18 protein-coding genes are annotated in these 24,043 nt (G+C 67.9%); 14 read left to right on the forward strand and 4 right to left on the reverse strand.

All coding sequences use genetic code 11. From position 1 onward, the window contains the following. The first annotated feature begins 130 nt into the window (after positions 1-130). The 12 genes from MKK50_RS04825 (at position 131) to MKK50_RS04880 (ending at position 14,282) form a co-directional block, all read left to right on the forward strand. Positions 131-862 carry an autoinducer binding domain-containing protein gene (locus tag MKK50_RS04825; RefSeq protein WP_499020778.1) on the forward strand — a complete coding sequence of 244 codons (732 nt, stop codon included), beginning with the start codon at positions 131-133 and terminating at the stop codon, positions 860-862. A 471-nt stretch (positions 863-1,333) separates the two neighbouring features. Next, complete coding sequence (locus MKK50_RS04830) at positions 1,334-1,969, forward strand: acyl-homoserine-lactone synthase (RefSeq protein WP_253368963.1); 636 nt, start codon at positions 1,334-1,336, stop codon at positions 1,967-1,969. Positions 1,970-2,085: 116 nt separating this feature from the next. Further along, a complete protein-coding gene (locus tag MKK50_RS04835; protein ID WP_499020779.1) occupies positions 2,086-2,691 on the forward strand; it encodes a hypothetical protein in 606 nt (201 codons plus the stop codon). Between the two features lie 78 nt (positions 2,692-2,769). Then, on the forward strand, positions 2,770-4,128 hold the full coding sequence (locus MKK50_RS04840; protein ID WP_499020780.1) for a glycosyltransferase family 4 protein: 1,359 nt from the start codon (positions 2,770-2,772) through the stop codon (positions 4,126-4,128). A 62-nt stretch (positions 4,129-4,190) separates the two neighbouring features. Continuing rightward, positions 4,191-4,514, forward strand: coding sequence for a rhodanese-like domain-containing protein (locus MKK50_RS04845; protein WP_499020782.1), 324 nt, complete (start codon positions 4,191-4,193; stop codon positions 4,512-4,514). A gap of 119 nt (positions 4,515-4,633) precedes the next feature. Further along, on the forward strand, positions 4,634-5,776 hold the full coding sequence (locus tag MKK50_RS04850) for an efflux RND transporter periplasmic adaptor subunit (RefSeq protein WP_253368971.1): 1,143 nt from the start codon (positions 4,634-4,636) through the stop codon (positions 5,774-5,776). Positions 5,777-5,926: 150 nt separating this feature from the next. Beyond that, positions 5,927-9,151 (forward strand): efflux RND transporter permease subunit, encoded by a 3,225-nt coding sequence (locus MKK50_RS04855; protein ID WP_499020784.1) that lies wholly within the window; start codon positions 5,927-5,929, stop codon positions 9,149-9,151. Between the two features lie 159 nt (positions 9,152-9,310). Then, on the forward strand, positions 9,311-10,345 hold the full coding sequence (locus MKK50_RS04860; RefSeq protein WP_499020785.1) for an SDR family oxidoreductase: 1,035 nt from the start codon (positions 9,311-9,313) through the stop codon (positions 10,343-10,345). 183 nt (positions 10,346-10,528) lie between these two features. Further along, entirely contained in the window at positions 10,529-11,401 is an 873-nt protein-coding gene (locus tag MKK50_RS04865; protein ID WP_499020786.1) for an MBL fold metallo-hydrolase, read from the forward strand. Between the two features lie 354 nt (positions 11,402-11,755). After that, positions 11,756-13,216, forward strand: coding sequence for a methyl-accepting chemotaxis protein (locus tag MKK50_RS04870; protein ID WP_499020787.1), 1,461 nt, complete (start codon positions 11,756-11,758; stop codon positions 13,214-13,216). A gap of 131 nt (positions 13,217-13,347) precedes the next feature. Then, positions 13,348-13,554 carry a hypothetical protein gene (locus MKK50_RS04875; RefSeq protein ID WP_499020789.1) on the forward strand — a complete coding sequence of 69 codons (207 nt, stop codon included), beginning with the start codon at positions 13,348-13,350 and terminating at the stop codon, positions 13,552-13,554. An 83-nt stretch (positions 13,555-13,637) separates the two neighbouring features. After that, positions 13,638-14,282 carry a DedA family protein gene (locus tag MKK50_RS04880; protein WP_499020791.1) on the forward strand — a complete coding sequence of 215 codons (645 nt, stop codon included), beginning with the start codon at positions 13,638-13,640 and terminating at the stop codon, positions 14,280-14,282. A 76-nt stretch (positions 14,283-14,358) separates the two neighbouring features. On the opposite strand, the gene MKK50_RS04885 is transcribed toward MKK50_RS04880, so the two are convergent. The 4 genes from MKK50_RS04885 to MKK50_RS04900 form a co-directional block, all read right to left on the reverse strand. Beyond that, positions 14,359-17,181: a bifunctional transaldolase/phosoglucose isomerase gene (locus tag MKK50_RS04885; RefSeq protein WP_499020793.1), complete on the reverse strand. Its 2,823-nt coding sequence runs from the start codon at positions 17,179-17,181 to the stop codon at positions 14,359-14,361. A gap of 106 nt (positions 17,182-17,287) precedes the next feature. Continuing rightward, positions 17,288-19,363, reverse strand: coding sequence for a transketolase (tkt, locus tag MKK50_RS04890; protein ID WP_499020795.1), 2,076 nt, complete (start codon positions 19,361-19,363; stop codon positions 17,288-17,290). 50 nt (positions 19,364-19,413) lie between these two features. After that, positions 19,414-21,276, reverse strand: a complete 1,863-nt coding sequence (locus MKK50_RS04895) for a glycoside hydrolase family 15 protein (RefSeq protein WP_499020796.1) — start codon at positions 21,274-21,276, stop codon at positions 19,414-19,416. A gap of 214 nt (positions 21,277-21,490) precedes the next feature. Continuing rightward, positions 21,491-22,111: a hypothetical protein gene (locus tag MKK50_RS04900; protein ID WP_499020798.1), complete on the reverse strand. Its 621-nt coding sequence runs from the start codon at positions 22,109-22,111 to the stop codon at positions 21,491-21,493. A gap of 238 nt (positions 22,112-22,349) precedes the next feature. Between MKK50_RS04900 and MKK50_RS04905 the strand changes: the two genes are divergently transcribed. Both MKK50_RS04905 and MKK50_RS04910 read left to right on the forward strand, forming a co-directional pair. Continuing rightward, complete coding sequence (locus MKK50_RS04905) at positions 22,350-22,937, forward strand: ANTAR domain-containing response regulator (RefSeq protein ID WP_253368993.1); 588 nt, start codon at positions 22,350-22,352, stop codon at positions 22,935-22,937. Beyond that, complete coding sequence (locus tag MKK50_RS04910; protein WP_499020800.1) at positions 22,934-23,965, forward strand: CmpA/NrtA family ABC transporter substrate-binding protein; 1,032 nt, start codon at positions 22,934-22,936, stop codon at positions 23,963-23,965. The genes MKK50_RS04905 and MKK50_RS04910 overlap by 4 nt, the downstream gene beginning before the upstream one ends. Positions 23,966-24,043 lie beyond the last annotated feature (78 nt).

Genomic DNA, 24,043 nt, shown 5'->3' on the forward strand with positions numbered 1-24,043 from the left:
CGCGCCAGCCATTGGTTTCGTTGACTCCGCGCAGGCAACAGCGAGGCAACTTCAACGAAATTTACCAGCGCCCTTCTCAAAAGCGTAGCAACGACTTATCGTAATGGGAGTACGATGATTTTGCCGGGCCATGTCTAGAAAATCACTTGACCTGACGTTGGAAATCTTAAAGTCGCTCGATCGAGCGCATTCGCGTGAGGATATTCTGCGAGCGATCATGCCGCGGCTCAACGCGCTGGGCATCGACTACGTCATCTCGGCCATGATTCCGCTGAAACGCCTGCCTGCGCGAACACAGAAGAATTACATAATTTTAGAGAATACATCCGACGAGTGGAATCGGCTCTACTTCTCGAAAGGCTATATGTATACGGATCCGATCGTGCAGGCGACCCTGTCCAGCACGACCGGCTTCCGCTGGTCGGAAATCGAACCGGGGGGAGAACTCGACCCCCGCTCGCGGCAGGTGATGAACGAGGCCGGCGAGTTCGGCCTCGGCGACGGCTTCACCGTACCGCTCGCCACCCTTGAAGAGGAGCGCGGCGGCCTGACCTTTGCCGGTCGGCAACTCGACATCAGCCCGGGACAGCGCGGGATGCTCACCCTGCTCGCCTCCTACGTGGTTGGGCAGACGCTGCTCATCGACAACGGCCCCAGCGAGCGCCGGATGGGCCTGACCCCGCGCGAACGCGAGAGCCTGCAATGGGTCGCCGAGGGCAAGACCGATTGGGAGATCGGCGAGCTGATGGGCATCTCGCGGCACGGCGTCGATTTCCACCTGCGCTCCGCCCGGGTGAAACTCGGCTGCGTCTCCCGTACGCAGGCGGTGGCCGAAGGGTTCAGGCGCGGCCTGATCGTCTGAGCGGACCGGACCGCGTCGCCACCGACCGCCGGCCTCAGGTCGAGAGCCCCCCCTCAAAAGGGTGAGCCGCGGCGCGACCGAAGGGCCGAGTGCGGCGTGCCTTCGGAAAAGACAATGCAAGATTGAATATCCGGCGCATCGGGCCCGTTGCGATATCCGGATCGCCGCACAGGGTGCCGACGTCCGCCAGGGCCCGGATGCGGTGGAGGATCGCGCGTCACCGATCACGACGGCGATGGATGCGAGCCGTATTGCCGCCGCCTGCCGGCAAGTTCTGTATTGTTTTGGACATTCAATCCAAGATAGAGATATTGGCAGCGCGATTCGCTAGGGTGCAAGAACAAGCGCTCGCGGACGGGCTCAATTCTCGAACGGCAAAAGGCTGATCGAACGAAAACCTACGGGTTCTCGTAGTGCCGCGGCACGACCGAATTTGGGACGACCCCTTCAAGTTTCTGAAGAGGTGTTCCGATGATCCATGTCGTGACCGCTGAGAACATGCAGGACTATGCCGGTGCACTCGATCAGGCCTTCCGCCTGAGACACCGTGTCTTCGTCGAAGAACTGGGCTGGTCCAACCTCGCCCGCCCGGACCGGCGCGAGATCGACGAATTCGACGACGAGCACGCCACTCACCTCCTCGCCCTCGACGAAGCCGATTCCGTCGTCGGCTACTCGCGCCTGTTGCCGACGACCCGACCCTACCTGCTGCCGATGGTGTTGCCGCAGCTTTGCGAAGGGGCGGCCCCGTCGGGGACGCATATCGTCGAATGGGGCCGCATCTGCGTTGCGGAATGCGCGCGGACCTCGGGCCGGCGGCTCAACCCGACGGCCCTGGCCCTGATGACGGCCATCGTCGAGTGGGGGCTGCCGCGGGGGATCACCAGCTTCATCTCGGAAATGCCGACGAGCTGGATCTTGCGCCTCCTGCAACTGCATCTGCGCGCGATGCCTCTCGGTTTGCCCCACGAGATCGAGGGTGAGGAGATCGTCGCGGTCGAGGCGGCCTTCGACGGCCGCTCGCTGCGCCGGCTTCAGAACAAGCGCGGTGACATCCGCTCGGTGCTGGCTCCGCCGCGCGCCAGCATCGCACGGCTCGCCTCCTGACAGACGCGGCGACGGGTGCGCCGCATCCGCCGCCGGTCATCGCCACCGCGATCCGGCCGCCATGGCGGGACGTAGAAATCAGCAAGCCTGACGCATTGTGCGCGGGGAGTAGAACCTTGAAACGCAGACGCAGTGACACCCGGTGCGCAACCGCTCCGGGGCTCACAGGAACCCTGGCGACGCCCGGAACCGTCGGAACCTGGGAGTGGGACCCGGAGACGGGATGCTTCATCCTGGACGAGGGTGCCGCCGAGCTGATGGCGGGGGATGCCGGCCTCGCCGGGCACCCACTGCGCAGCGAGCGGGCGACCGCCGGCCTCGATGCGTCGGCGGCGGCTCGCTTCCTCAGCGACGTCCGCCACGCTGCCGGTCAGGAGGACGACGTCGCGGTCGATCTCTGGGTTCCGTCCCTGTCCGGACCCGAGCGGCGGCTTCTGTGCCGCGGCCGGATTTACCGGGACGCGCAGCAGCAACCCCTGCGCGGGGAGGGGACGCTGATCGATACCGCCGATCCCGGCGTGCCGGCGCGGACCCTGCGGGAGTTGGAATGCGCGGCCGAGGCCGATGCCATCGACGAGGCCGCCGAACTCGTCATCGCGGCACGCCGTGCGATCGATGCCAGCGGCAGGCCTCGTCTGCGCCAGCTCGTCGATGTCCTCCTGCTCGAAATCGGCCGGGAGATCGCGAGCCGCAGCGGCGACGCGGATCGGCACCAGCACTAGGCCCGCGGGAAAAGACCTGCAGCCAAAGACCCGTGGCGATGCCGCGGGGACGGTCGCCAGGATCACGGAATCCGGTCTATGCAGCGGGCCATGCAAGCCTGCCTCGCCATAGACCTGACCCGTCTCATCACCCGGCTCCGTCATGCCAGCCCCACCGGCATCGACCGGGTCGATCTGGCCTATGCCCGGCATATCCTGTCGCAGGGTACGGAGGGCACCCGCTTCGGGCTCGTCTCGACGGCGTTCGGCCCGCGCGTTCTCGACCGCGAGACCGCGCGCGGCATCGTCGAGGCGGTCGCCGCGGGCTGGGTCGAGGATGTGACCGCCGAGGCCGATCCGGTGTTTCAGACGCTTGCGGCCTCGCTTTCGGGCGATGGCCGCCCGTCGCCGACGGCAGCGAGACGCCGGGGGGAGGGCGGGCTCGATCGCCGCCGCCTTCAGGCCGAAACCGGCCTGCGGGTGCTCCGCTCGGGCGGCATCGAGCGCCTTCCCGAGGGAACGATCTATCTTCACACCTCGCACCTGAGGCTCGACCGGCCCGAACGCTTCGACTGGCTCTATACCCGGCGCGACGTGCGGCCGGTCTTCTTCGTTCACGACCTGATCCCAATCTCCCACCCCGAGTACGGCCGGCCGGGCGAGGCCGCGCGCCACGCCCTGCGAATGGAGACGGTGGCGCGCCACGCCGCGCACGTGCTCGTCAATTCGGGCGATGTCGGCGCCCGCTTCACGGACTATGCGCAGCGGCGGGGCTTGGGCCCGAAGCCGGTGACCGTTGTACCCCTCGGCGTCGAGCCCGTCTTCTCGAGCGGAGCGGGCGAGGCGGGACTGCCGGGGCTCGCGCGGTCGACCTTCCTCGTCTGCGGCACCATCGAGCCGCGCAAGAACCACCTGCTGCTGCTCAATCTCTGGCGCGATCTTGCCGGACGCATCGGTGCGGCAACTCCGCGGCTGGTCCTGATCGGCCGGCGCGGCTGGGAGATCGAGAATGTCGCCGACATGCTCGACCGCTGCGAGGCCCTCGGCCCCCATGTGAGCGAGGTGGTCGGCCTGTCCACCCACGGCCTCGCGCGGTTGATGCGCGGCGCCACCGCCCTGCTGATGCCGTCCTTCATCGAAGGCTACGGCCTGCCGGTGGTCGAGGCCGCCGCCAGCGGCCTTCCGGTCGTGGCCTCCGACATCCCTGTCCACCGGGAGATCGGCGGCGGCTTCGCCCATTTCCTCGACCCCCTGGACGGTCCGGGCTGGAGGGAGGCCGTGTGTGCCCTGAGCGAGCCGGGCTCTCGGCTGCGGACGGAGCTGGCGGGGCGGCTCGCCGGTTACGAACCGCCGAGCTGGACCGCGCATTTCGAGCGGGTCGATGCCGCACTCGCCGACCTGCCCGCCGCTGTTGCGCCGCACGGGCGAGAGGACTTAAGAATTCCGCGCTCCCTGTGACCCACCCCCTTGTGACCCGCCTCTTCCGCGGCGGCTCCCTCCCTCTGGAAAGTTCGGTTGCGATGAAGGTGGTCGACCTCGACCGCGAGACGGTCAAGCAGGGCTTGGCGGACGGCTCGCTGCTGCTCATCGATGTGCGCGAGGACCATGAATTCGCCCGCGGGCGCATCCCCGGTTCCGTCTCGCACCCGCTCTCGGGGTTCGATCCCGAGGCGCTGAAGGCGTTGATTGCGGCGGACGGGCGCCGTCCGGTCTTCTCCTGCGCCTCGGGCGTGCGCTCGGTCCACGCGATCGCCGCGGCGCAGCAGTCCGGCCTCGACGTGAGCGAGCATTACGCGGGTGCCTTCAAGGACTGGTACGCCGCCGGAGAGCCGGTTGAATCGTAGATTCAACACGCCTGCGTTGCAGAACGTTGACCAGTTCCTTCCACGACGGACAGTCATGTGCGGGAGCGCACGCCCCACTCGAGGTTGCGGGGACTAGGCCGCGCCATGCAGGGAACCGAATGATGCGTAGCCTCAGGCCTCTTCTTCTCACCGCACCGCTGATCGCTTCCGCGCTGCTGGGTGCCGGGCCGGCCCGCGCGCAGATGCCGGGCGCGCCGCCGCCCGGCGTGACCGTCGCCAAGCCGGTGGTGCGAGAGATCGTCGAGCAGGACCAGTATACCGGCCGGTTCGACCCGATCGAGTTCGTCGAGGTCCGCGCCCGCGTGACCGGCTACCTCGACAAGATCATGTTCCAGGACGGCGCGAACGTGAAGAAGGGCGAAGTGCTCTTCATCATCGACCGCCGCCCCTACAAGGCGGCGCTGGAGCAGGCCCAGGCCGCGCTCACCTCGGCCAAGGCGCGGCTCTCCTTCACCCAAACGGATCTGGAGCGTGCCCAGGTGCTGTCGCGCGGCGGCAACATCTCCGAGCAGGTCACCGACCAGCGCCGTCAGGCTTCGCAGACCGCCCAGGCCGACGTGGACAGCGCGGAAGCGGCGCTTCGCAATGCCCAGCTCAACTACGACTTCACGGAAGTGAAATCGCCGATCAACGGGCGGATCAGCCAGCGGCTCGTCACCGAGGGCAACATCGTCAGCACCGACCAGACGATCCTGTCCCGGATCGTCTCGCTCGATCCGGTCTATTTCGGCTTCAACGTCGATGAGCGGTCGTTCCTGAAATATCAGGGCACGCTCGGCATCGGCATGGGCCAGATGCAGCGCGGCAAGGGGGCTCCGGTTCTGATCGCCCTGTCCGGCGAGACGAAGCCGACCCGCAAGGGCACGCTCGACTTCGTCGACAACCGCGTCGACAACCAGACCGGCACGATGCTCCTGCGTGCCACCGTCGAGAACCCGGACAACTTCATCAAGCCGGGCTTGTTCGGCATCGTCTCGATGCCGGCGACCAAGCCCTACCAGGGCGTCCTGCTGCCCGACGAGGCGGTCTCGGCCAACCAGGACAAGCGCATCGTCTACGTGCTCGAGGGCGACAAGGTGGCGGCCAAGACCGTGAAGCTCGGGCCGATCGTCGATGGCTACCGGGTGATCAACGAGGGCGTGAAGGGTGACGAACTCGTGGTCATCAACGGCGTCGCCAAGGTTCGCCCGGGCGCCCAGGTGAAGGCCGAGACGGTCGAACTGCCACCGACCAAGAAGTGATGCCGCTCCAGCCGCGGGGGTGGGCGCGGAGCGGACCTTGACAATCGAACACCGGCGCTCCGGACCAATCGGGGCGCCGGCCTGAACGCAACCGGCAAGCTGCGAGGGGTGGCGCGAGCGCGCGCATCCCGGCGGCGAGAGGTTTGAACGATGCGTTTCGCCCATTTCTTCGTCGACCGGCCGATCTTCGCCTCGGTGACGTCGATCGTCTTCCTGCTCGTCGGCTACGTCGCCTACCTGTCTCTGCCGGTGGCGCAGTATCCCGAGATCGTCCCGCCGACGGTGACGGTGCGCGCCTCCTTCCCCGGCGCCAACGCCGAGACGGTGGCGGCCACGATCGCCACGCCGCTGGAGCAGGAGATCAACGGCGTCGACAACATGCTCTACATGACGTCGTTGTCGACCAACGACGGCGCCATGCAGCTGACCGTGACCTTCAAGGTCGGCACCAACCTCGATATCGCGAACGTTCTGGTCCAGAACCGCATCTCGGTGGCGCAGCCGCGCCTGCCGCCGGACGTGCGCAACCTCGGCGTCACCGTGCGCAAGGCCTCGCCCGACCTGATGCTGGTCGTGCACCTGCTGTCGCCGAAGCGGACCTACGACCAGAACTATCTGGCCAACTACATCTACCTCAACATCCGCGACGAGATGCTGCGCCTCAACGGCGTCGGCGACATCACGGTCTTCGGCGGCAACGAGTACGCCGAGCGGGTCTGGATCGACCCGCAGAAGATGGCCGCCTACGGCCTGACCACCACCGACATCACCTCCGCGCTCCAGGAGCAGAACGTCCAGGTCGCCGCCGGCCAGCTCAACGGGCCGCCCGCCGCGCCGGGCGCCGCCTTCCAGCTCGTGGTGCAGTCGCAGGGGCGCTTCCAGTCGCCGGAGGAGTTCGCCGACGTCATCGTCAAGGCGAGCGAGGGGCGCCTCGTGCGCGTGCGCGACATCGCCCGCGTCGAGATGGGCCAGAAGGACTACACGACGAACTCCTTCCTCAACGACACGCCCGCGATCGGCATCGGCGCCTTCCAGCGGCCGGGCACCAACGCGCTCGAGGCCGCGGAATCGGTCAAGGCGACGATGGAGGAGTTGAAGAAGCGGTTCCCGCCGGACGTCGAGTACCGCATCGCCTACAACCCGACGGAGTTCATCGAGGAATCGATCCACGAGGTCTACAAGACCTTGTTCGAGGCGGTGCTCCTCGTCGTCATCGTGGTGCTGGTCTTCCTCCAGAGCTGGCGCACGGCGCTGATCCCGGTGATCGCGATTCCCGTGTCGCTGGTCGGCACCTTCGCGGTCATGGCCGCGCTCGGCTTCTCGCTCAACAACCTCACCCTGTTCGGGCTCGTTCTCGCCATCGGCATCGTCGTCGACGACGCCATCGTCGTGGTGGAGAACGTCGAGCGCAACATGGCCGAGGGGCTCTCGCCCGGCGAGGCCGCCCACAAGACCATGGACGAGGTGGGCGGCGCGGTCATCGCCATCGCCCTGGTGCTCTCGGCGGTGTTCATCCCGACCGCCTTCATCCCCGGTATCTCGGGCCAGTTCTACAAGCAGTTCGCGCTCACCATCGCGGCCTCGACCATCATCTCGGCCTTCAACTCGCTGACGCTCTCGCCGGCACTCTGCAAGATCCTGCTGAAGCCGCACCACGAGCACAAGCCGCCGAAGTTCTTCCTCACGCGCTTCGTCAACTGGCTGGCGCATCTGTTCAACCGCGCCTTCGACTGGCTCTCGAACGCCTACGGCCACTCCATCCGCTTCCTGACCGGTACGGCGATCGGCCTGATCGCGATGCTGATCCTCTATGCGGGCGTGATCGCCGGAACCTTACACCTCGCCCGGACGACGCCCACGGGCTTCATCCCGGACCAGGACCAGGGCTACCTGATCGGTGTCGTGCAGTTGCCCTCGGGCGCCTCGCTCGACCGCACCACGGAGGTCGTGAACAAGGCCGCCGCCATCGCCCGCAAGATCGACGGCATCACCAATACCGTCATCATCGCGGGCTTCGACGGCGCCACCTTCACCAACACCACCAACGCGGCGGTGATGTTCCTCACCCTCAAGGGCGCCAAGGAGCGGGCCGCGCAGGGCCGCAGCGCGGCGGTGATCACCGGCGACGTGATGAAGGCGACCGCGGGCATCCAGGAGGCGCGGGTCATCGTCATCCCGCCGCCGCCGGTGCGCGGCCTCGGCCAGGGCGGCGGCTTCAAGATGCAGATCGAGAGCCGCCAATCCTCGGCGACCGGCCCGCTGCTCGCGGCTGCCGGCGAGGTGATGGGGCAGGCCAACCAGAGCAAGGACGTGACGCGGGTCTTCACGACCTTCGGCAACGACACGCCGCAACTCTACCTCGACATCGACCGCACCATCGCGCGCATGCTCAACGTGCCGCTGCCCAACGTCTTCTCGACCGTGCAGGCCGCGCTCGGCGGCGCCTACGTCAACGACTTCAACACGCTGGGGCGCATCTATCAGGTGCGCGTGCAGGGCGACGCGCCCTTCCGCATGTCTCAGCGCGACATCGAGCAACTGAAGGTCCGCTCCTCCACCGGCGCCCTGGTGCCGATGGGCACGCTCGCCACGATCCGGGAGATCACCGGCCCGCAGATCGTCCAGCGGTTCAACCTGTTCTACTCGGTGCCGCTGCAAGGCGTGGCGCAGCCCGGCGTCTCGACCGGTCAGGCGCTCGACACCATGGAGGAGATCGCCAAGCGGGCCCTGCCCGAGGGTTATTCCTACGACTGGACCGAGATCGCCTACCAGCAGAAGGCGGCGGGCAACACCGCGATCTACGTCTTCGCGCTCGGCGTGCTGCTCGTCTTCCTCGTGCTCGCGGCCCAGTACGAATCCTGGGCGCTGCCGCTGGCGATCCTGCTGGTGGTGCCGACCGGCGTGCTCGCCGCCCTATTCGGGGTGCAGTTGCGAGGGCAGGACAACAACATCCTGACCCAGATCGGGCTGATCGTGCTCATCGGTCTGGCCGCCAAGAACGCGATCCTGATCGTGGAATTCGCCCACGACATCGAGAACAGCGAGCGCAAGGGCCCGGTGGATGCCGCGGTCCAGGCCTGCCGCCTGCGCCTGCGCCCGATCCTGATGACGGCCTTCGCCTTCATCCTCGGTGTGCTGCCGCTGGTGATTGCCACGGGCCCCGGCGCCGAGATGCGTCAGGCGCTCGGCACGGCGGTGTTCTTCGGGATGATCGGCGCGACCTTCTTCGGTCTGTTCCTCACACCGGTCTTCTATGTGGTGATCCGCAAGGCGGTGATCTGGGTCGGGCGCAAGCGCGGCAAGGACACGCATGGCAAGGACACGCATGGCGGCGACGGTCATGGCGCGCCGCACGGAGCCCCGGCCCACGGCTGAGCCTCCGCGCGCACCCGCTGACCCTCGTGAAGGCCCGCCCATCTCCGGATCGGCGGGCCTTCTCGTATCCAACGCTCGCATCGTCGCAGCGTCACTCGCGCCGCAACCCCGTCCGTGCGGCGCGCATTGAACGGCAGGATGAGTGCAGGAGGACGTAGCTTGGCAGGGCAGGGACGACGAGGTGCAGCGCGGGTCGCCGTGGTGACAGGCGGCAGCGCGGGGATCGGCCTCGCCACGGCCCAGCTTTTCGCGCAACAGGGTTGGTCGGTGGCGATCCTGGCGCGCAGCGCCGAGCGCCTCGCCGGGGCCGAGGCGCTGCTCGCCCGTGAGGGCGGGCGCGTGCTGGCGATCCCGGCCGACGTGGCCGACGCTGCGGCGGTCGAGGCGGCAGCCGACCGGATCGAGCGGGAACTCGGGCCGATCCGGGCCTGGATCAACAATGCCATGACGACGATCGTCAGCCCGGCCGACCGGGTCACGCCGGAGGAGTACCGCAGCGTCACCGGGGCGACCTATCTCGGAACCGTCCACGGCACGCTGGCGGCCCTGCGCCACATGAAGCCGCTCGACCGCGGCGTGATCGTGCAGGTCTCCTCCGGGCTGGCGATCCGCGCGGCTCCGCTCCAGGCGCCCTATTGCGCGGCGAAGTTCGCAATCAATGGCTTTACCGACTCGTTGCGCGCCGAACTGATCCACGAGAACAGCAAGATCGCGCTCAGCGTGGTCTACCTGCCGGCGGTCAACACACCGCAATTCGGCTGGACCCGCACCCGCACTGGCCACGGGCAGCGCGCACCCGATCCCGTCTTCGATCCGCGCCTGTGCGCCGAGGCGATCCACCAAGCCGTCGAGCATCCGACCCGTGAGGTCTGGGTCGGGCGAACCTCGGTGCTGATGGCGGTGGCCCAAACGCTCCTGCCGTCCTACGCCGACCGCAAGGCAGCGCAGAGCTGGGACGACATGGTGGAGGACGAGACGGTCCCGGATCGGCGCGGCAACCTCGACGCACCGGCGCCGGGCCCGGCGCGGATCGACGGCACCATGGGCGAGCGGGCCAAGACGACCCGCTCCGAGTTCTGGACCAGCCGGGAGCGCGACGCCCTCGTGCTCGGTGTCGCGGGCGCCGCCCTGCTCGGAACCGCCCTGGCGGCGCGAGCACTGCGCCGGCCGCTGCGTCTGCTGGGGCGGCTCTGAGCCGACCTCTCTTCGCTCGAGCCTCGTCCCGAAGGGTGGTCACCGGCTTTCGGAACAAAGACGGTCCAAAACAAACGGCGAGAGCATCGTCCTGGATCTGATATCCAAGACGATGCTCTCGCAGCGGACGGATCGGACCGTCCGATCTCCGGCCCGCTCGCGGGCACCCATGAGGATTGGCCCTTGCCCGGTTACCTGCCCTTCGCCGGCGCCCTGAAGCTGCCCGCCTACACCTGCGACAATTGCGGGTTCTGGCAGCGCCACTTCGAGGCGCCGCCGCATTGCCCGATGTGCCTCGACGCCCGCCACGTCGTGCCGCAGGACGGCTGGCGCTTCCGCACCACGCGCGAGGCGCAGGACGCCTTTCCCTGCCACTGGGAGGAGCTGGAGCCGGGCGTCTGGCGCTTCTGGAACGATCCGGTCTCCGGCATCGGCCCGAGCGCCTACCTGATCCGGACCGAGAACGGGAACATGGGCTTCGAAGCCTGCCCCGTATTCAGCGAGGCGGCGCTCGACCAGATCGAGCGGCTCGGCGGGATGCAGGTGCTCTCGGCCTCGCACCCGCATTCCTACGGGGCACTGGTGCAGCTTCAGGACCGCTTCGACCCGGAACTGTGCCTGCCGGCGGCCGACTTCATTTGGAGCGCGGCGCTTCAGGTCTCCTGGCCCTACGACGACTTCCTCGAACCCCTTCCCGGATTGGAACTGCACCGCACCGCCGGCCATTTCGACGGCCACGCCGTGCTGTTCGACCGCAAGCGCAAGATCTGTTTCTGCGGCGACGCGCTCAAGTTCGAACTCGACCCGAACGACTTCCGCAAGGCGCTGACAATTTCGGCCCACAAGGCCTTCGTGCGCGGCGTCCCGCTGACCGTGAGCGAGCTGCGCCGTTACCGCGACGTGTTCGAGCGCCTCGATTTCACCCAGACATGGACCCCGTTCGAGCCTGCCGCCAATGTCGGCCGGACCGAGGTTCTGGCGCTGATCGACGCCATGCTGGGCAGCCGGCCCCATGCCGCGCCGGTGCGCCTCGACGATCTGGCAGGGCGAAGCTGAGATCCGCCCTCGCGAGCATCGAAGGCCTTCTCATCGGCACCTGCAGCGACCGAGGCGCCGATGAGACAGAAGGGAACGCACTTTTCCAAATTAGTATATTAACATGATTTGATAAAAATCTTCGAAACTCAAGACATATACCAACAAATACATACAACTTTGCGTAATATCTCCGATTCTACAGATGATTTGAATAATTTAATCATAAATTCAACAATCCGAGCCAGTATCCAGGCCGAGCAGAGCCTTCGGACAGCACGAGTAGGTCGACCCGAGGCCCTCGATTCTTTCAAGACCTGGATCGCTCCTCACCACCACGCGAAGGGAGGGGGTTCTCGTCACGGAGGCTCTTTCATGTTTCGCAAGCCGAAGCCCAACGACGCGCAGGCCAAGCTCGAAGCACTCGATCGTTCGCTCGCCACGATCGAATTCGCCATGGACGGCCGGATTCTGACCGCGAACCGGAATTTCCTCGCCGTGGTCGGCTATTCCCTGGACGAGATCATCGGCCAGCATCACCGCATCTTCGTCGACCCCGATTACGGCAGTAGTCGCGAATACACAGATTTCTGGGACAATCTGCGCGCCGGTCGCTACGCGGCCGGTGAGTTCGCGCGGCTCGACAAGGCCGGTCAGCGGATCTGGCTGGAGGCGACCTACAACGCGGTTCTCGACGCGGAAGGACGACCGGTCCGAGTGATGAAATTTGCCACGGACATCACGGCCAAGAAGAACGAGACCAACCGCCTGATGACGATGATCGACGGCATGCCGATCGCCGTCATGACCGTGAATCCACGTGACGACTTCAAGATCAATTATCTGAACAAGACCTCGCAAACGACGCTCCAGGGGATCGAGCAACATCTGCCGATCGGGGGTTCACAGATGCTGGGACAATCCTTCGATGTGTTCCACAAGGACCCTCACCATCAGTGGACGATGCTGGCGGATGCGAGCCGCCTGCCGCATCGGGCCCGGATCAAGGTCGGACCCGAGACGCTCGATCTGCGGGCCTCCGCGATCAACGGACCGGACGGACGCTATCTCGGCCCGATGGTGACGTGGACCGTCGCGACCGCACAGGTGGAGATGGAAGCGGACGTCTCGCGGGTCGTTGCGGCGGTCGGCAACGCGGTCGAGGAGATGCAGTTCGCCGCCAAGGGGCTGTCGCGCTCAGCCGAGGATGCCCGGCAGCGCGCGGCCTCTGTGGCGGCGGGCTCTGAGCAGATGACGGCCTCGATCCAGGAGATTTCGGGGCAGGTCGGCAGCGTCTCCGAGCGCGCCCAACGGATCGCGGCCCAGGCCGAGACGACCGATACCACGGTGCGCCAGTTGGCTGAGAACGCGCGCAAGGTCGATGCGGTGGTGGCGATGATCCGCTCGATCGCCGACCAGACCAACCTGCTCGCCCTCAACGCCACCATCGAGGCGGCCCGCGCGGGCGCGGCCGGCCGGGGCTTTGCCGTGGTCGCCGCCGAGGTGAAGGCGCTGGCCGAGCAGACGGCGAAGGCGACCGGCGAGATCTCCGGACAGATCGCCGCGATCCAGAGCGCCACCGGCGCGGCGGTCGAGGCCATCGGCACGATCACCGCGGCGGTGACGGACCTCTCGGGGCTCACCCTCGCCATGGCGAGCGCGGTCGAGGAACAGGCGGCCTCGACGCACGAGATGTCCGGCAACATCGTCGGTGTGTCCTCGGCGGCGGACGCGACCGGCAGCCACGTCGACTCGGTCCGCGCCATCGCCGCGGATCTTGCGACGCATTCCGCCGGCCTGGGCGCCAGCGTCGAGAAGTTCCTTAAGGCGAGCTGAGAACGGGACGCGGACGGGAAGAGCCGCGCAGAGCCGATGTGCCGCATGTCACGACAATCGGTCGTGCCATGCAACCGGTCGCCGCCGAAGGGCTTGTAGCCACTCCCGCCCTTCGGCGGTCCGAGCCCGTCATGATCGACAGCACAAGCCTTCTCCCGCCCGGTTTCGGCCTTTCGGCGGATCCCGTCCTGTTCGGCGTGTCGGACGGTCTTGCACGGCTGCTGCCGTTGCCGGACGACGACTTCGCCGTCTTCTATCAGACCGTCACGGCCGGGGAGGGCGCCGTGTTCGCTCCGGCCTCGGCCGAGTTCTCGGCGGAGGCAAGCCCGACGGGCTGAAGGGGCCGGGAAGGACCGCCCTGCTGCGGCCACGTTCCTGGCCAGACTGCGCCGCGCAACGATCCGCGGAGACGCCCTCTTTCATGTCCTTCCTTCAGGGACTTCCGATCGCCGACCTCATCGCTCATTACGGCTACCTCGCCGTCTTCGTCGTCGTCGCGCTTGAAAGCGCGGGCGTACCGATGCCGGGCGAGACCATCCTGATTTCCGCGGCCGTCTATGCCGGCAGCACGGGCAACCTCAACGTCGTCCTCATCGTCGCCGCGGCGGCCACGGCCGCGATCCTCGGCGACAATGTCGGCTACTGGGTCGGACGCCGCTGGGGCATGCCGCTGCTGCTGCGCTACGGCCACCTGATCGCCCTCGACCATGGCCGCCTGAAACTCGGACAGTATCTGTTCCGCGAGCACGGCGGGAAGATCGTGTTCTTCGGCCGCTTCACGGCGATGCTGCGCGCCTACGCGGCGGTGCTGGCCGGTGTGAACCGCCTCGATGCCCGCCGCTTCATGCTGTTCAACGGCCTCGGCGGTGTCGCCTGGGCCGGGATCATGGGCTTTGGCGCCTATGCCTGCGGTCGCCAGATCGAGCACATCGTCGGCCCCGTGGGACTGGCACTGCTGGCCTTCGTGGTCTTCGGCGGATTGGCGCTGTGGCTCTTCATGAAGCGCCACGAGGAGCGGCTCCTGGAAAAGGCGGAAGCCGCGATCCCCGGCCCGCTGACGCCCTGATTCCTTTTCAATTTAGATCGCGACGGCGGCCATAACGCCTCCTCTCCCCGCATGCGGGGAGAGGAGGGGAGCCTTATCAGGCAACGGCTGCCTTGATGGCTGCGGCAACGCGCTTCACGCCGCCGGAGACATCACCGCCCTTGAGGTGAACCCGGAGCGCCCGGCGCTTGCGCTCGGACAGCACGGCGAAATCGCCCCGCGCCTGCGCTGCGATCACCGTCTTGAACCCGAGCTTGCGTCCGGGGATCGACAGATCGGCCGACGGGTCGGCGGTGATCTGAAGGAACACGCCGGTGGCCGGACCGCCCTTGTAGGCCTGTCCCGTCGAGTGGAGGAAGCGCGGGCCGAATTCGAGACAGGTCGCGACCTGACGCGCGTCCCGCACCGTGAGACGGGCCTCCTGCAGCGCCGCGTGATGCGCCTCGTTGCGCTCCACATAGGCCAGCACGGCGACGTAGTCGCACGGCTTCACCCGCGCTAGATGCGCGGCCACGATCGCCTCGAAGCCCTCAGCCTGAAGCAGGGACTCGGCGTTGGCCGCATCGGCGTAGAGCGCCACCGTCTCGTCCTCGAAGATCGGCGTCTCGGGGGGTAGCGCGCCGGTCTCCTCGGCCGCGGAAAAGAGCTTCTTCGTCTCGATCTTGCTCGCCTCGACGTCGGGCTGGTCGAACGGGTTGATGCCGAGCACCGCGCCCGCGACCGCCGTCGCGATCTCGAAGCGAAAGAATTCCTGCGGAAGCTGTTCGACCTTATCGAGATCGATGCGCACCACCGGCTGCGCCTCGCTCTCCAGGATCTTCACGGCCTCGTCCTGGCGCGCATCGGCCTGGCTCGTCAGGCGCAGGTAAACGAACAGGCGGTCCTCGCCGTAGACAGCCGGCACGCCGACCGGCTCGCCCTCGACGGGGATGATGCCGACGCCTTCCTTGCCGGTCGATTCGGCAATGAGCTGCTCCGCCCAGGTGCCGAAGGTGCCGATGCCGGGCGAGGCGATGATCGTGATCTTGTCACGCCCGAACTCCTTGGCCGCGACGCCCATCGCCGCGCCGAGGCGCACGCCGGGATTGGCAGCAGGCGGCACCGCCGGTCCGCAGGAGCGGACCATCATCCGGGCGCTATCGAGAAACTCGCGGATCTCGACGCCGGCCGCCGCCGCAGGGACGAGACCGAAGGCCGAGAGGACCGAGTAGCGCCCGCCGATCTGTGGCACGCCCAGGAAGATTTTTTTGAAACCGTCGTCCTTCGCGGCCCGCTCCATGGCCGAGCCCGGATCGGTCACGGCGACGAAGTGGCGACCGGCCTTCTCGGCCCCCACCACATCCTTCATCCGGCCGAGGAAGTAGTCGCGGAACACGTTGGGTTCGAGTGTCGAGCCCGACTTCGAAGCGACGATGAAGAGCGTCGTCTCGAGGTTGACCGCCGCCTCGACGGAGCGGACCTCGTCCGGGTCGGTCGAGTCGAGGATGCGCAGCTTCGGGAAGCCCTCGCGGTGGCCGTAGGTGGCGGAGATCACCTCCGGGCCGAGGCTGGAGCCGCCCATGCCGAGCACCACCGCGTCGGTGAAGCCCTCGGCGCGCACCTCTTCGGCGAAGCTCTCGTAGAGATCGACCCGCTCCAGCTCGTCCTCGACGATGCGCAGCCAGCCGAGCCACTTGTCCTCGTCGCGGCCGGTCCAGACCGTGGCATCGTGCGCCCAGAGCCGGCGGATCGCGCCGCTCGCGCGCCAGGACTCGACCGCCTTGTCGGTGGCCGCCTGGAGCGGCTCGTCGAACTTGAAGGTCTGCGCGTCGAGCCGGTGGTCGAGCAGCGCCGCCCGCTTGCCCGCGACTGCGCCGAGCAGGGCGTCGGCGGCATCGACGAAGAGGCCCACGCCCTCCTCGACGAGTTGGCGCGCCACAGCCTCGATATCGATGCCGGCTTGCGCGAGCCGGGCCATCACGGTCTCGGCCTCGCCGACATTCTCCTCCAGCGTCGCGCGCACCCGGCCGTGGTCGCGGAACGCATCCATGGTGGCGGGCGGCATGGTGTTGACGGTGTTCTTGCCGATCAGTTCCTCGACGTAGAGCACGTCGGAATAGGCTTTGTTCTTGGTGCCGGTGGAGGCCCAGAGCAGGCGCTGCGCCTTGGCGCCCTTGGCCTCCAGCGCCGCCCATTTCGGCCCGGAGAAGATGCGCTTGTAGCGCTGGTAGGCGAGCTTGGCGTTGGCGATCGCCACCTTGCCCTTCAGATCCTCGTAGCCGCCGGCCTCGTCCAGCTTCTTGTCCACGAGACTGTCGATGCGGCTGATGAAGAAGCTCGCCACGGACGCGACCTTCGAGACGTCGCCGCCCTTGGCGCCGAACTCGGTCAACCCGTCGATGAAGGCGTTGGCCACCTCTTCGTAGACGTCCTGCGAGAACAGCAGCGTGATGTTGACCGAGATGCCCTCCGCCGTGAGCTGGCGGATTGCCGGCAGGCCGGCGGGGGTGGCCGGCACCTTGACCATGAGGTTGTCGCGCCCGACCGCCGCGTGCAGGCGGCGGGCCTCGTGCAGGGTCTCCTCGGTATCCAGCGCGAGGTAGGGCGAGACTTCGAGGCTCACGTAACCGTCGGCGCCATCGCTGGTGTCGTACACGCGGCGCAGGACATCGGCCGCCGCCTGGATGTCGGCGATGGCAAGCCCTTCGTAGAGATCGATGACGCGGGCATCACCCCCGGCGAGCGCGGCCTTCAGGCTGTCGTCGTACTCGGCCGAGTGGCCGATCGCCTTCTCGAAGATCGCCGGGTTGGAGGTGACGCCGCGCAGGTCGTCCTTTTCCACCAGTGCCTGGAGTTCGCCCTTGGCGATGAAGCCGCGGGCCACGAAATCGAGCCAGACCGCCTGCTCGTGCTCGGCGAAGAGGGCGTTCAGCGCGTTCATCTCTAGCGTCCTCGCGTGACTTTTTTCGTGCGTCCCGTGCCCGGTAGATAGGGCGGCGCGACGCAGCTTACCCTCCCCCGGTGCGGGGGAGGGTTGATCTCCGAGCCTACTTCTTGTGCTTGGCCAGCTGCGCGCGGGCCGCTTCGATCACTTTCTCAGCGGTGAAGCCGAACTTGCCGAGCAGATCCTTGATCGGGGCCGAGGCGCCGAAGGTGCTCATGCCGACGATCGAACCGGAGGAGCCGGCGTAGCGGTCCCAACCGATCACGCTCCCCTGCTCCACCGCCACGCGCGCCAGAACCTCCGGCGGCAGGACACTGTTGCGGTAGCTCTCGTCCTGACGCTCGAACAGATCCCAGGACGGCATCGAGACGACGCGGGCCTTCACGCCCTCACCCTTAAGGGTCTCGTAGGCGCCGACGCAGAGCTGCACCTCGGAGCCCGTGCCGATCAGGATCACGTCCGGCGTGCCTTCACAGTCGGCGAGCACGTAGGCGCCCTTCGCGGTGCCCGAGGCCGGAGCATACTTCGAACGGTCGAAGGTCGGCAGCGGCTGGCGCGACAGAGCCAGAACCGCCGGCTGATCTTTCAGCGAGAAGATCACCCGGTAGGCCTCGGCCACCTCGTTGGCGTCCGCCGGGCGCAGGGTCACGAGGCCGGGGATGCAGCGCAGCGAGAGGATCTGCTCCACCGGCTGGTGGGTCGGCCCGTCCTCGCCCACGCCGATCGAGTCGTGGGTGAAGATATGGAAGACCGGCAGCTCCATCAGCGAGGCGAGCCGGATCGGCGGGCGCATGTAATCGGCGAAGACGAGGAAGGTCGCGCCGTAGGCCCGCAGGCCGACGAGCCCAAGCCCGTTCACGATCGAGCCCATGGCATGCTCGCGCACGCCGAAATGGATGTTGCGCCCACCCGGCTCGAACGGGGTCAGCGAGCCCGCGCCCTCGAAGGTGAGGTTCGACTTGTTCGACGGCGCCAGATCGGCCGAGCCGCCAAGCAGGAAGGGCACGTGCTTGGCAATGGCGTTGAGCACCTTGCCGGAGGATTCGCGGGTCGCGAGGCCCTTGGCGTCGGCCTCGAAGACCGGGATGTCGCGGTCCCAGCCCTCGGGCAGACGGCCTTCCAGGAGGGCCGAGAGATCCTCGGCATGCTCCGCATCCGCCGCCTTGGCCGCCTCGAAGAAGCCCTGCCACTGAGCGTAGAGTGCCGCGCCGCGCTTGCCGATGCCGTCGGCAAAGGTGTCGTAGACGCCGTCCGGCACGAGGAACTCGGAATCCTCCGGCCAGCCATAGGCGCGCTTGGCGCCCTTTACCTCGTCGGGGCCGAGCGCGTCGGAATGGGCCTTGGCGGTGTTCTGCTTGGTCGGCGCGCCGTAACCGATGATCGAGTTGACGATGATCAGCGTCGGGCGGTCGCTCGATTGCAGGAAGGTCTCGAGCGCCGAGGCGATGGCGTGGGTGTCGTTGGCATCGGCCACCCGCAGCACCTGCCAGCCATAGGCGAGGAAGCGCGCGGCGACCTCTTCCGAGAAGGCGAGCTCGGTGTGACCCTCGATGGTGATGGTGTTGTTATCGTAGATCCAGCACAGATTCGACAGGCGCAGGTGCCCGGCGATCGAGGCGGCCTCCTGGGAGACGCCCTCCATCAGGTCGCCGTCCGAGCAGATGGCGTAGACGTTGTAGTCGAACAGCGGCAGATCGGGCCGGTTCAGGCGCTCGCCCTTGAAGCGGCCGCCCATCGCCATGCCGACGGAATTCGCGACACCCTGGCCCAGCGGGCCGGTGGTGGTCTCGACGCCGGTGGTGAAGTGGTATTCCGGGTGGCCCGGCGTGCGGCTGTCGAGCTGCCGGAACTTCTTGATGTCGTCCAGCGAGATGGCGGGGGAATTGCCGCCGTCGGTCTCGGCCACGCGGGCGAGATGCAAGAGCCCGTAGAGCAGCATCGAGGCGTGGCCCGCCGAGAGCACGAAGCGGTCGCGGTTCGGCCAGTGCGGGTGGGCCGGATCGTAGCGCAGATACCGGTTCCACAGGGTGTAGGCGACAGGCGCCAGCGCCATCGGCGCACCGGCGTGTCCGGAATTGGCCTTCTGCACCGCGTCGATCGCGAGCGTCCGGATCGTGTCGATCGCGAGCTTGTCGCCCTGGCTCAGGGCCGCCTTCGGGCTCGTGTCTGCACCGCTCATAGAGTTACCGTCTTTCTCGCTTCCATCGCCCGCCGTCTGACGGAGTGCGCCTACTGCGCCGCAATGGATTCGCCTACCCTCGACTCGGAATCCTCCGCGCCGCTGCCCCGTTCCTTCGCAGGACCGGTCGCGCGGCTGTAATTGAGGATCGTGTTGACGAGCGCAACATGCGTGAACGCCTGAGGGAAGTTCCCCACCAGCCGTTTCGCGCGCACGTCGTACTCCTCGGAGACCAATCCGAGGTCGGTGCAGACGCCGATCAGGCGCTCGATCAGCGCACGGGCCTCGTTGCAGCGGCCGAGGCCGATCAGATTGTCGGCGTACCAGAAGCTGCAGGGCAGGAACGCGCCCTCGTTGCCGGGCAGGCCGTCGGTGGTCTGGCCTTCCGTCTCGTAGCGCAGGATGAAGCCGTCGCGCATCAGATGCGATTCGACGGCCGCCACCGTGCCGACCACGCGGGGGTCGTCCTGTGGCAGGAAGCCCATATGCGCGATCAGCAGGAGGCTCGCATCGAGCGCCTTGCTTCCGTAGGATTGAACGAAGCTGTTCAGCTCGGGGTCGAACCCCTTCGCGCAGACCTCGGCGTGGATCTCGTCGCGGATCGCCTTCCAGTGCGCGACCGGCGCGTCGATGGTGTGCAGATCGTCGTCGCCGATCATCTCGACGCTGCGGATCGCCCGGTCGAAGGCGACCCAGGCCATGACCTTGGAATGGACGAAGTGGCGGCGTCCGCCGCGCACCTCCCAGATGCCCTCGTCCGGCTCGTGCCACGCCGTCTCAAGGTGTGTGATGATCGCCTGGCCGACGCGCAGACCCTCCTTGTTCTGCCCCATGCCGCGGGCGCGGGCTTGGAACAGGGCATCGAACAGCTCGCCGTAGACATCGAGCTGGAACTGCGCGATCGCCGCGTTGCCGACGCGCACGGGCTTTGAGCCCTCGTAGCCGGGCAGCCAGTCGAGTTCGATCTCCGGCAGCAGCCGCTCGCCGCCGATGCCGTAGAGGATGTGCGCCTGCTCCGGGTTGCCGGCCACCGCCCGGGTCAGCCAGTCGCGCCACGCGCGGGCCTCCTCGATGTAGCCCGAATCCATCAGCGCCAGCAGCGTGAAGGTCGAGTCGCGCAGCCAGCAGAAGCGGTAGTCCCAGTTGCGCACGCCGCCGAGTTCCTCCGGCAGGGAGGTGGTGGGCGCAGCGACGATCCCGCCGGTCGGGCGGTAGATCAGCGCCTTCAGCGTCAGCAGCGAGCGGCGCAGGATGTCGTCCCACGGCGTCTGCGCGGCGGTGCAGCGGCTCGACCATTCGCGCCAGAACCGGTTGGTGTCGTCGAGCCAGCGGCGCGGTTCGATCGGCGGCGGGTCGTCCTCGTGCGAGGCGCCGTAGCTGAGCACGAAGCGGATCGCGTCGCCCTTGTAGACCGTGAATTCCGAGACCGTGGTCTGGTGGGTGGAGCCGCGCATCGGCGCGTTGGTGCGCAGCACCACCTTGTGCGGGCCGGAGATGGCGCGGAGATCCCCGAGTTCGCTGCGCGACACCCAAGGCACCGCCGAGCCGTAATCGAAGCGCACGGCGAGATCCATGCGCATCGCCATCCGCCCGCGCACGCCCTCGACGAGGCGGATGACGTGGCTGCCGTCGCCGACGGGCATGAAATCAGTGACGCGGACCTCGCCCTCATGGGTCTTGTGCGTGGTCTCCAGCACCAGCGAGCCGCTGCGGTAGCGCCAGGAATGCTGCGCGCCCTCCGCCGCCGGGGCGAGCTTCCAGAAGCCGTGCTCCTCCGTCCCGAGCAGGCTCGCGAACAGCGCCGAGGCATCGAAGCGCGGCATGCACAGCCAATCGATACTGCCGTCGCGCCCGACCAGGGCCGCGGTGCGCCCGTCGCCGATCAGGGCGTAATCCTCGATCCGTCCCGCCATCCCGGTCTCCGTCGCCTCACGCCGAACGGCGCGGGGAAGCGCGGACTTCGGCTGCACTGGCAGAGCATCACGCGCGAAACCACAGCAGCGTCGGCGATGCGGTGGACGTGATCGTCGCTCTACCCCGCGCGAAGTGGCGCAGCGGCCGCGCTTCGCAAGGTTTCGGGACTCAACGATTGTGAAAACGGCGCGCTTCGAGGTGGCGCGCCCCGCTTCAGCGAAGATCCGCGACGAGGCTGACGACCGAGCTGCCAAGGGTCGTGACGCCGTTCGTGACACCGGTCGCCGCGCCGGAGCCTGCGCTGCGGGCCGCATCCCAGACCGCATCGACGGCGGCGAAGGGGAGGGCGCCGGCCGGCAGGAAACGACCGCCCTCTTCCTCGACGCGGGCCATGGCGGCCGGCGCCGAGACGACCGGCTCGGAGGCAGCTTTCGGCGGGCTCGCCGGCTGCGTCGTCGCCATCCGGCTGGCGGAGGGGCGGCGGCGCTCGGCGCGGGCGGCGAGGCGCGGGGGACGGGCCGGCGGTGCGGCGGCCTCGCTCGCAGCGACGAGGGGCACGAGGCGGGCGAAGGCTTCGCTCGCCGGCCCCGCCTCGACATCGGCGAGCAGGGCCTTGCCCGGATCGAACACCGTGAAGCCGGGTGCCGCGGCCATGGCCGGAACGGGCCGCGCCGATTCGACCGGCGCCATCATCGGCTCCTTGGCCGGCTCGCGGCAGATGAGCGACAGCAGGGCAGCGACCACGGCAAGGCCCAAGGTCGGCAGCAAGGGGGGAAGCACGGCGCGAGGGGTCGCGGACACGTCCGGCTTCCGCAGCGGATCGACGACGCGCATGAACCGGCCCTCCCCATAGATTCGCGAACGACTTGAGTGTGCGCCCCGGTTTGCGGCAGAAGCGGGGCCGGCCTATGTCGGTTTGTAACCGTCGTTGCGGATCGGGCGGGCATACGGCTTGCCTGCGATGCGTCCGCCCCTCACACGGCAGGCGCCTCCGCACTTGCCTTACTCGAGACGGACCGCCCCTCGTTAACCCCATGCCTTCCTCGAACGGATCGAACCGCTCCGGCCCTCGATGACCGAGACCAGCCTCACCGTCGCCGTGATCGATCCGAGCCGCGCCCGCGCGGCGATCCTGGAGGAGGGCCTTCGCGCCTCCGGCGTCGGCAACGTCGTCGTGCTTGCGGATGGGCCCGACCTCCAGGCGCGGGTGGCGAGCCTGAAGCCCGACGTGATCGTGGTCCATCTGGAGAGCCCGAGCCGGGACATGCTGGAGCAGATGTCGGGCCTGTCCCGGCACGCCGAGCGGCCGGTGGCGATGTTCGTGGACCGCTCGGACCAGACCATGATGCAGGCCGCGGTCGATGCGGGCATCTCGGCCTATGTGGTGGACGGGCTGCGCTCGGAACGGATCCGGCCGATCCTCGACATCGCGATCCTGCGCTTCAACGCCTTCGCCCGGCTCCAGCGCGAACTCGACGAGGCCCGCTCGGAACTCGCCGACCGCAAGCTGATCGAGCGGGCCAAGGGCATCCTGATGACGCGCAAGGGCATGAGCGAGGACGAGGCCTACAAGCTCCTGCGGCGGCAGGCGATGAACGAGAAGCGCAAGATCGTCGACATCGCCCGCGCCATCGTCACCGCGGCGGATCTGCTCGGATGAGGATCAGGCTCGGATACGTTCCCCTCACCGACGCCGCCCCCGTGATCGCGGCGGCGGAACTCGGGTTCGCGCGGGCCGAGGGGCTCGAGATCGAACTCGCGTGCGAGCCCTCCTGGGCGACCCTGCGCGACCGGCTGGCGCTCGGCCATCTCGACGCCGCGCACATGCTCGGTCCGCTGGCCATCGCCAGCGCGCTCGGGCTCTCGGGCCCGCAGGCCCAACTGAGCGTGCCGATGGCGCTCGGCCTCAACGGCAACGCCGTCACCGTCTCGAACGCGCTCTGGGCGGCGATGGCGCCGGGGAGCGACGAACTCGGCGATGTCGCCGCGGCCTTCGCCCGGGTCGCCCGCGCGCGGGCCGGGGAGGGGCGTCCGCTCGTCATCGGCACCGTGCATCCCTTCTCCAGCCATTCCTACCAGCTCCGCCTGTTCGCCGGCTTGAGCGGGCTCGACCTCGACGCAACGGTGCGGCTGGTCGTGGTGCCGCCGCCGGAGACGGTGGATGCGCTCCGGCGCGGGCGCATCGACGGCTTCTGCGTCGGCGCCCCCTGGAACAGCGTCGCCGTCACCGCCGGTCTCGGCCGGATCGCGGCACTCGGCTGCGAGATCGCCCCCGATTGCCCTGAGAAGGTGCTGGCGCTGCCCGCGGAGGAGGCCGAGTTCACGGCGCCGTTGGTCCGGGCCGTTCACCAAGCCGGGCTTTGGTGCGCCGATCCTGCCAACCGCGACGCCCTGAGCCGCCTGCTCGCCGAGCGCGCGGATCTCGATTCCGACGCCGCGCTCATCGCCCGTAGCCTCGGCGGCACGCTCACTGTGGATGCGACCGGAACCGAGCGGGTAAACCCGGCCTATCTGCGCCTCGGCGCCGCGACTCATCGGCCGGACCCGGACCATGGGCGCTGGCTGGTGGCGCAGATGATCGCCTGCGGGCAGGTCGCGCCGGGCAGCGATGCGGCCGAGAGGGCGGCAGCGCTCTACAGGCCGGATCTGTTCGAGGCAGCCACGAAGGGACCCGCCACCAAGCGATAGGCGCCCGTTTCGCTCCGGCGGGATCGGCTCAGACTGCGCAAGACAGCACCATCAGCCTGTTTTTTGTGCAACGCACAC

Source organism: Methylobacterium sp. J-043 (assembly GCF_022829505.1).
Classification (GTDB): Bacteria; Pseudomonadota; Alphaproteobacteria; order Rhizobiales; family Beijerinckiaceae; genus Methylobacterium; species Methylobacterium extorquens_A.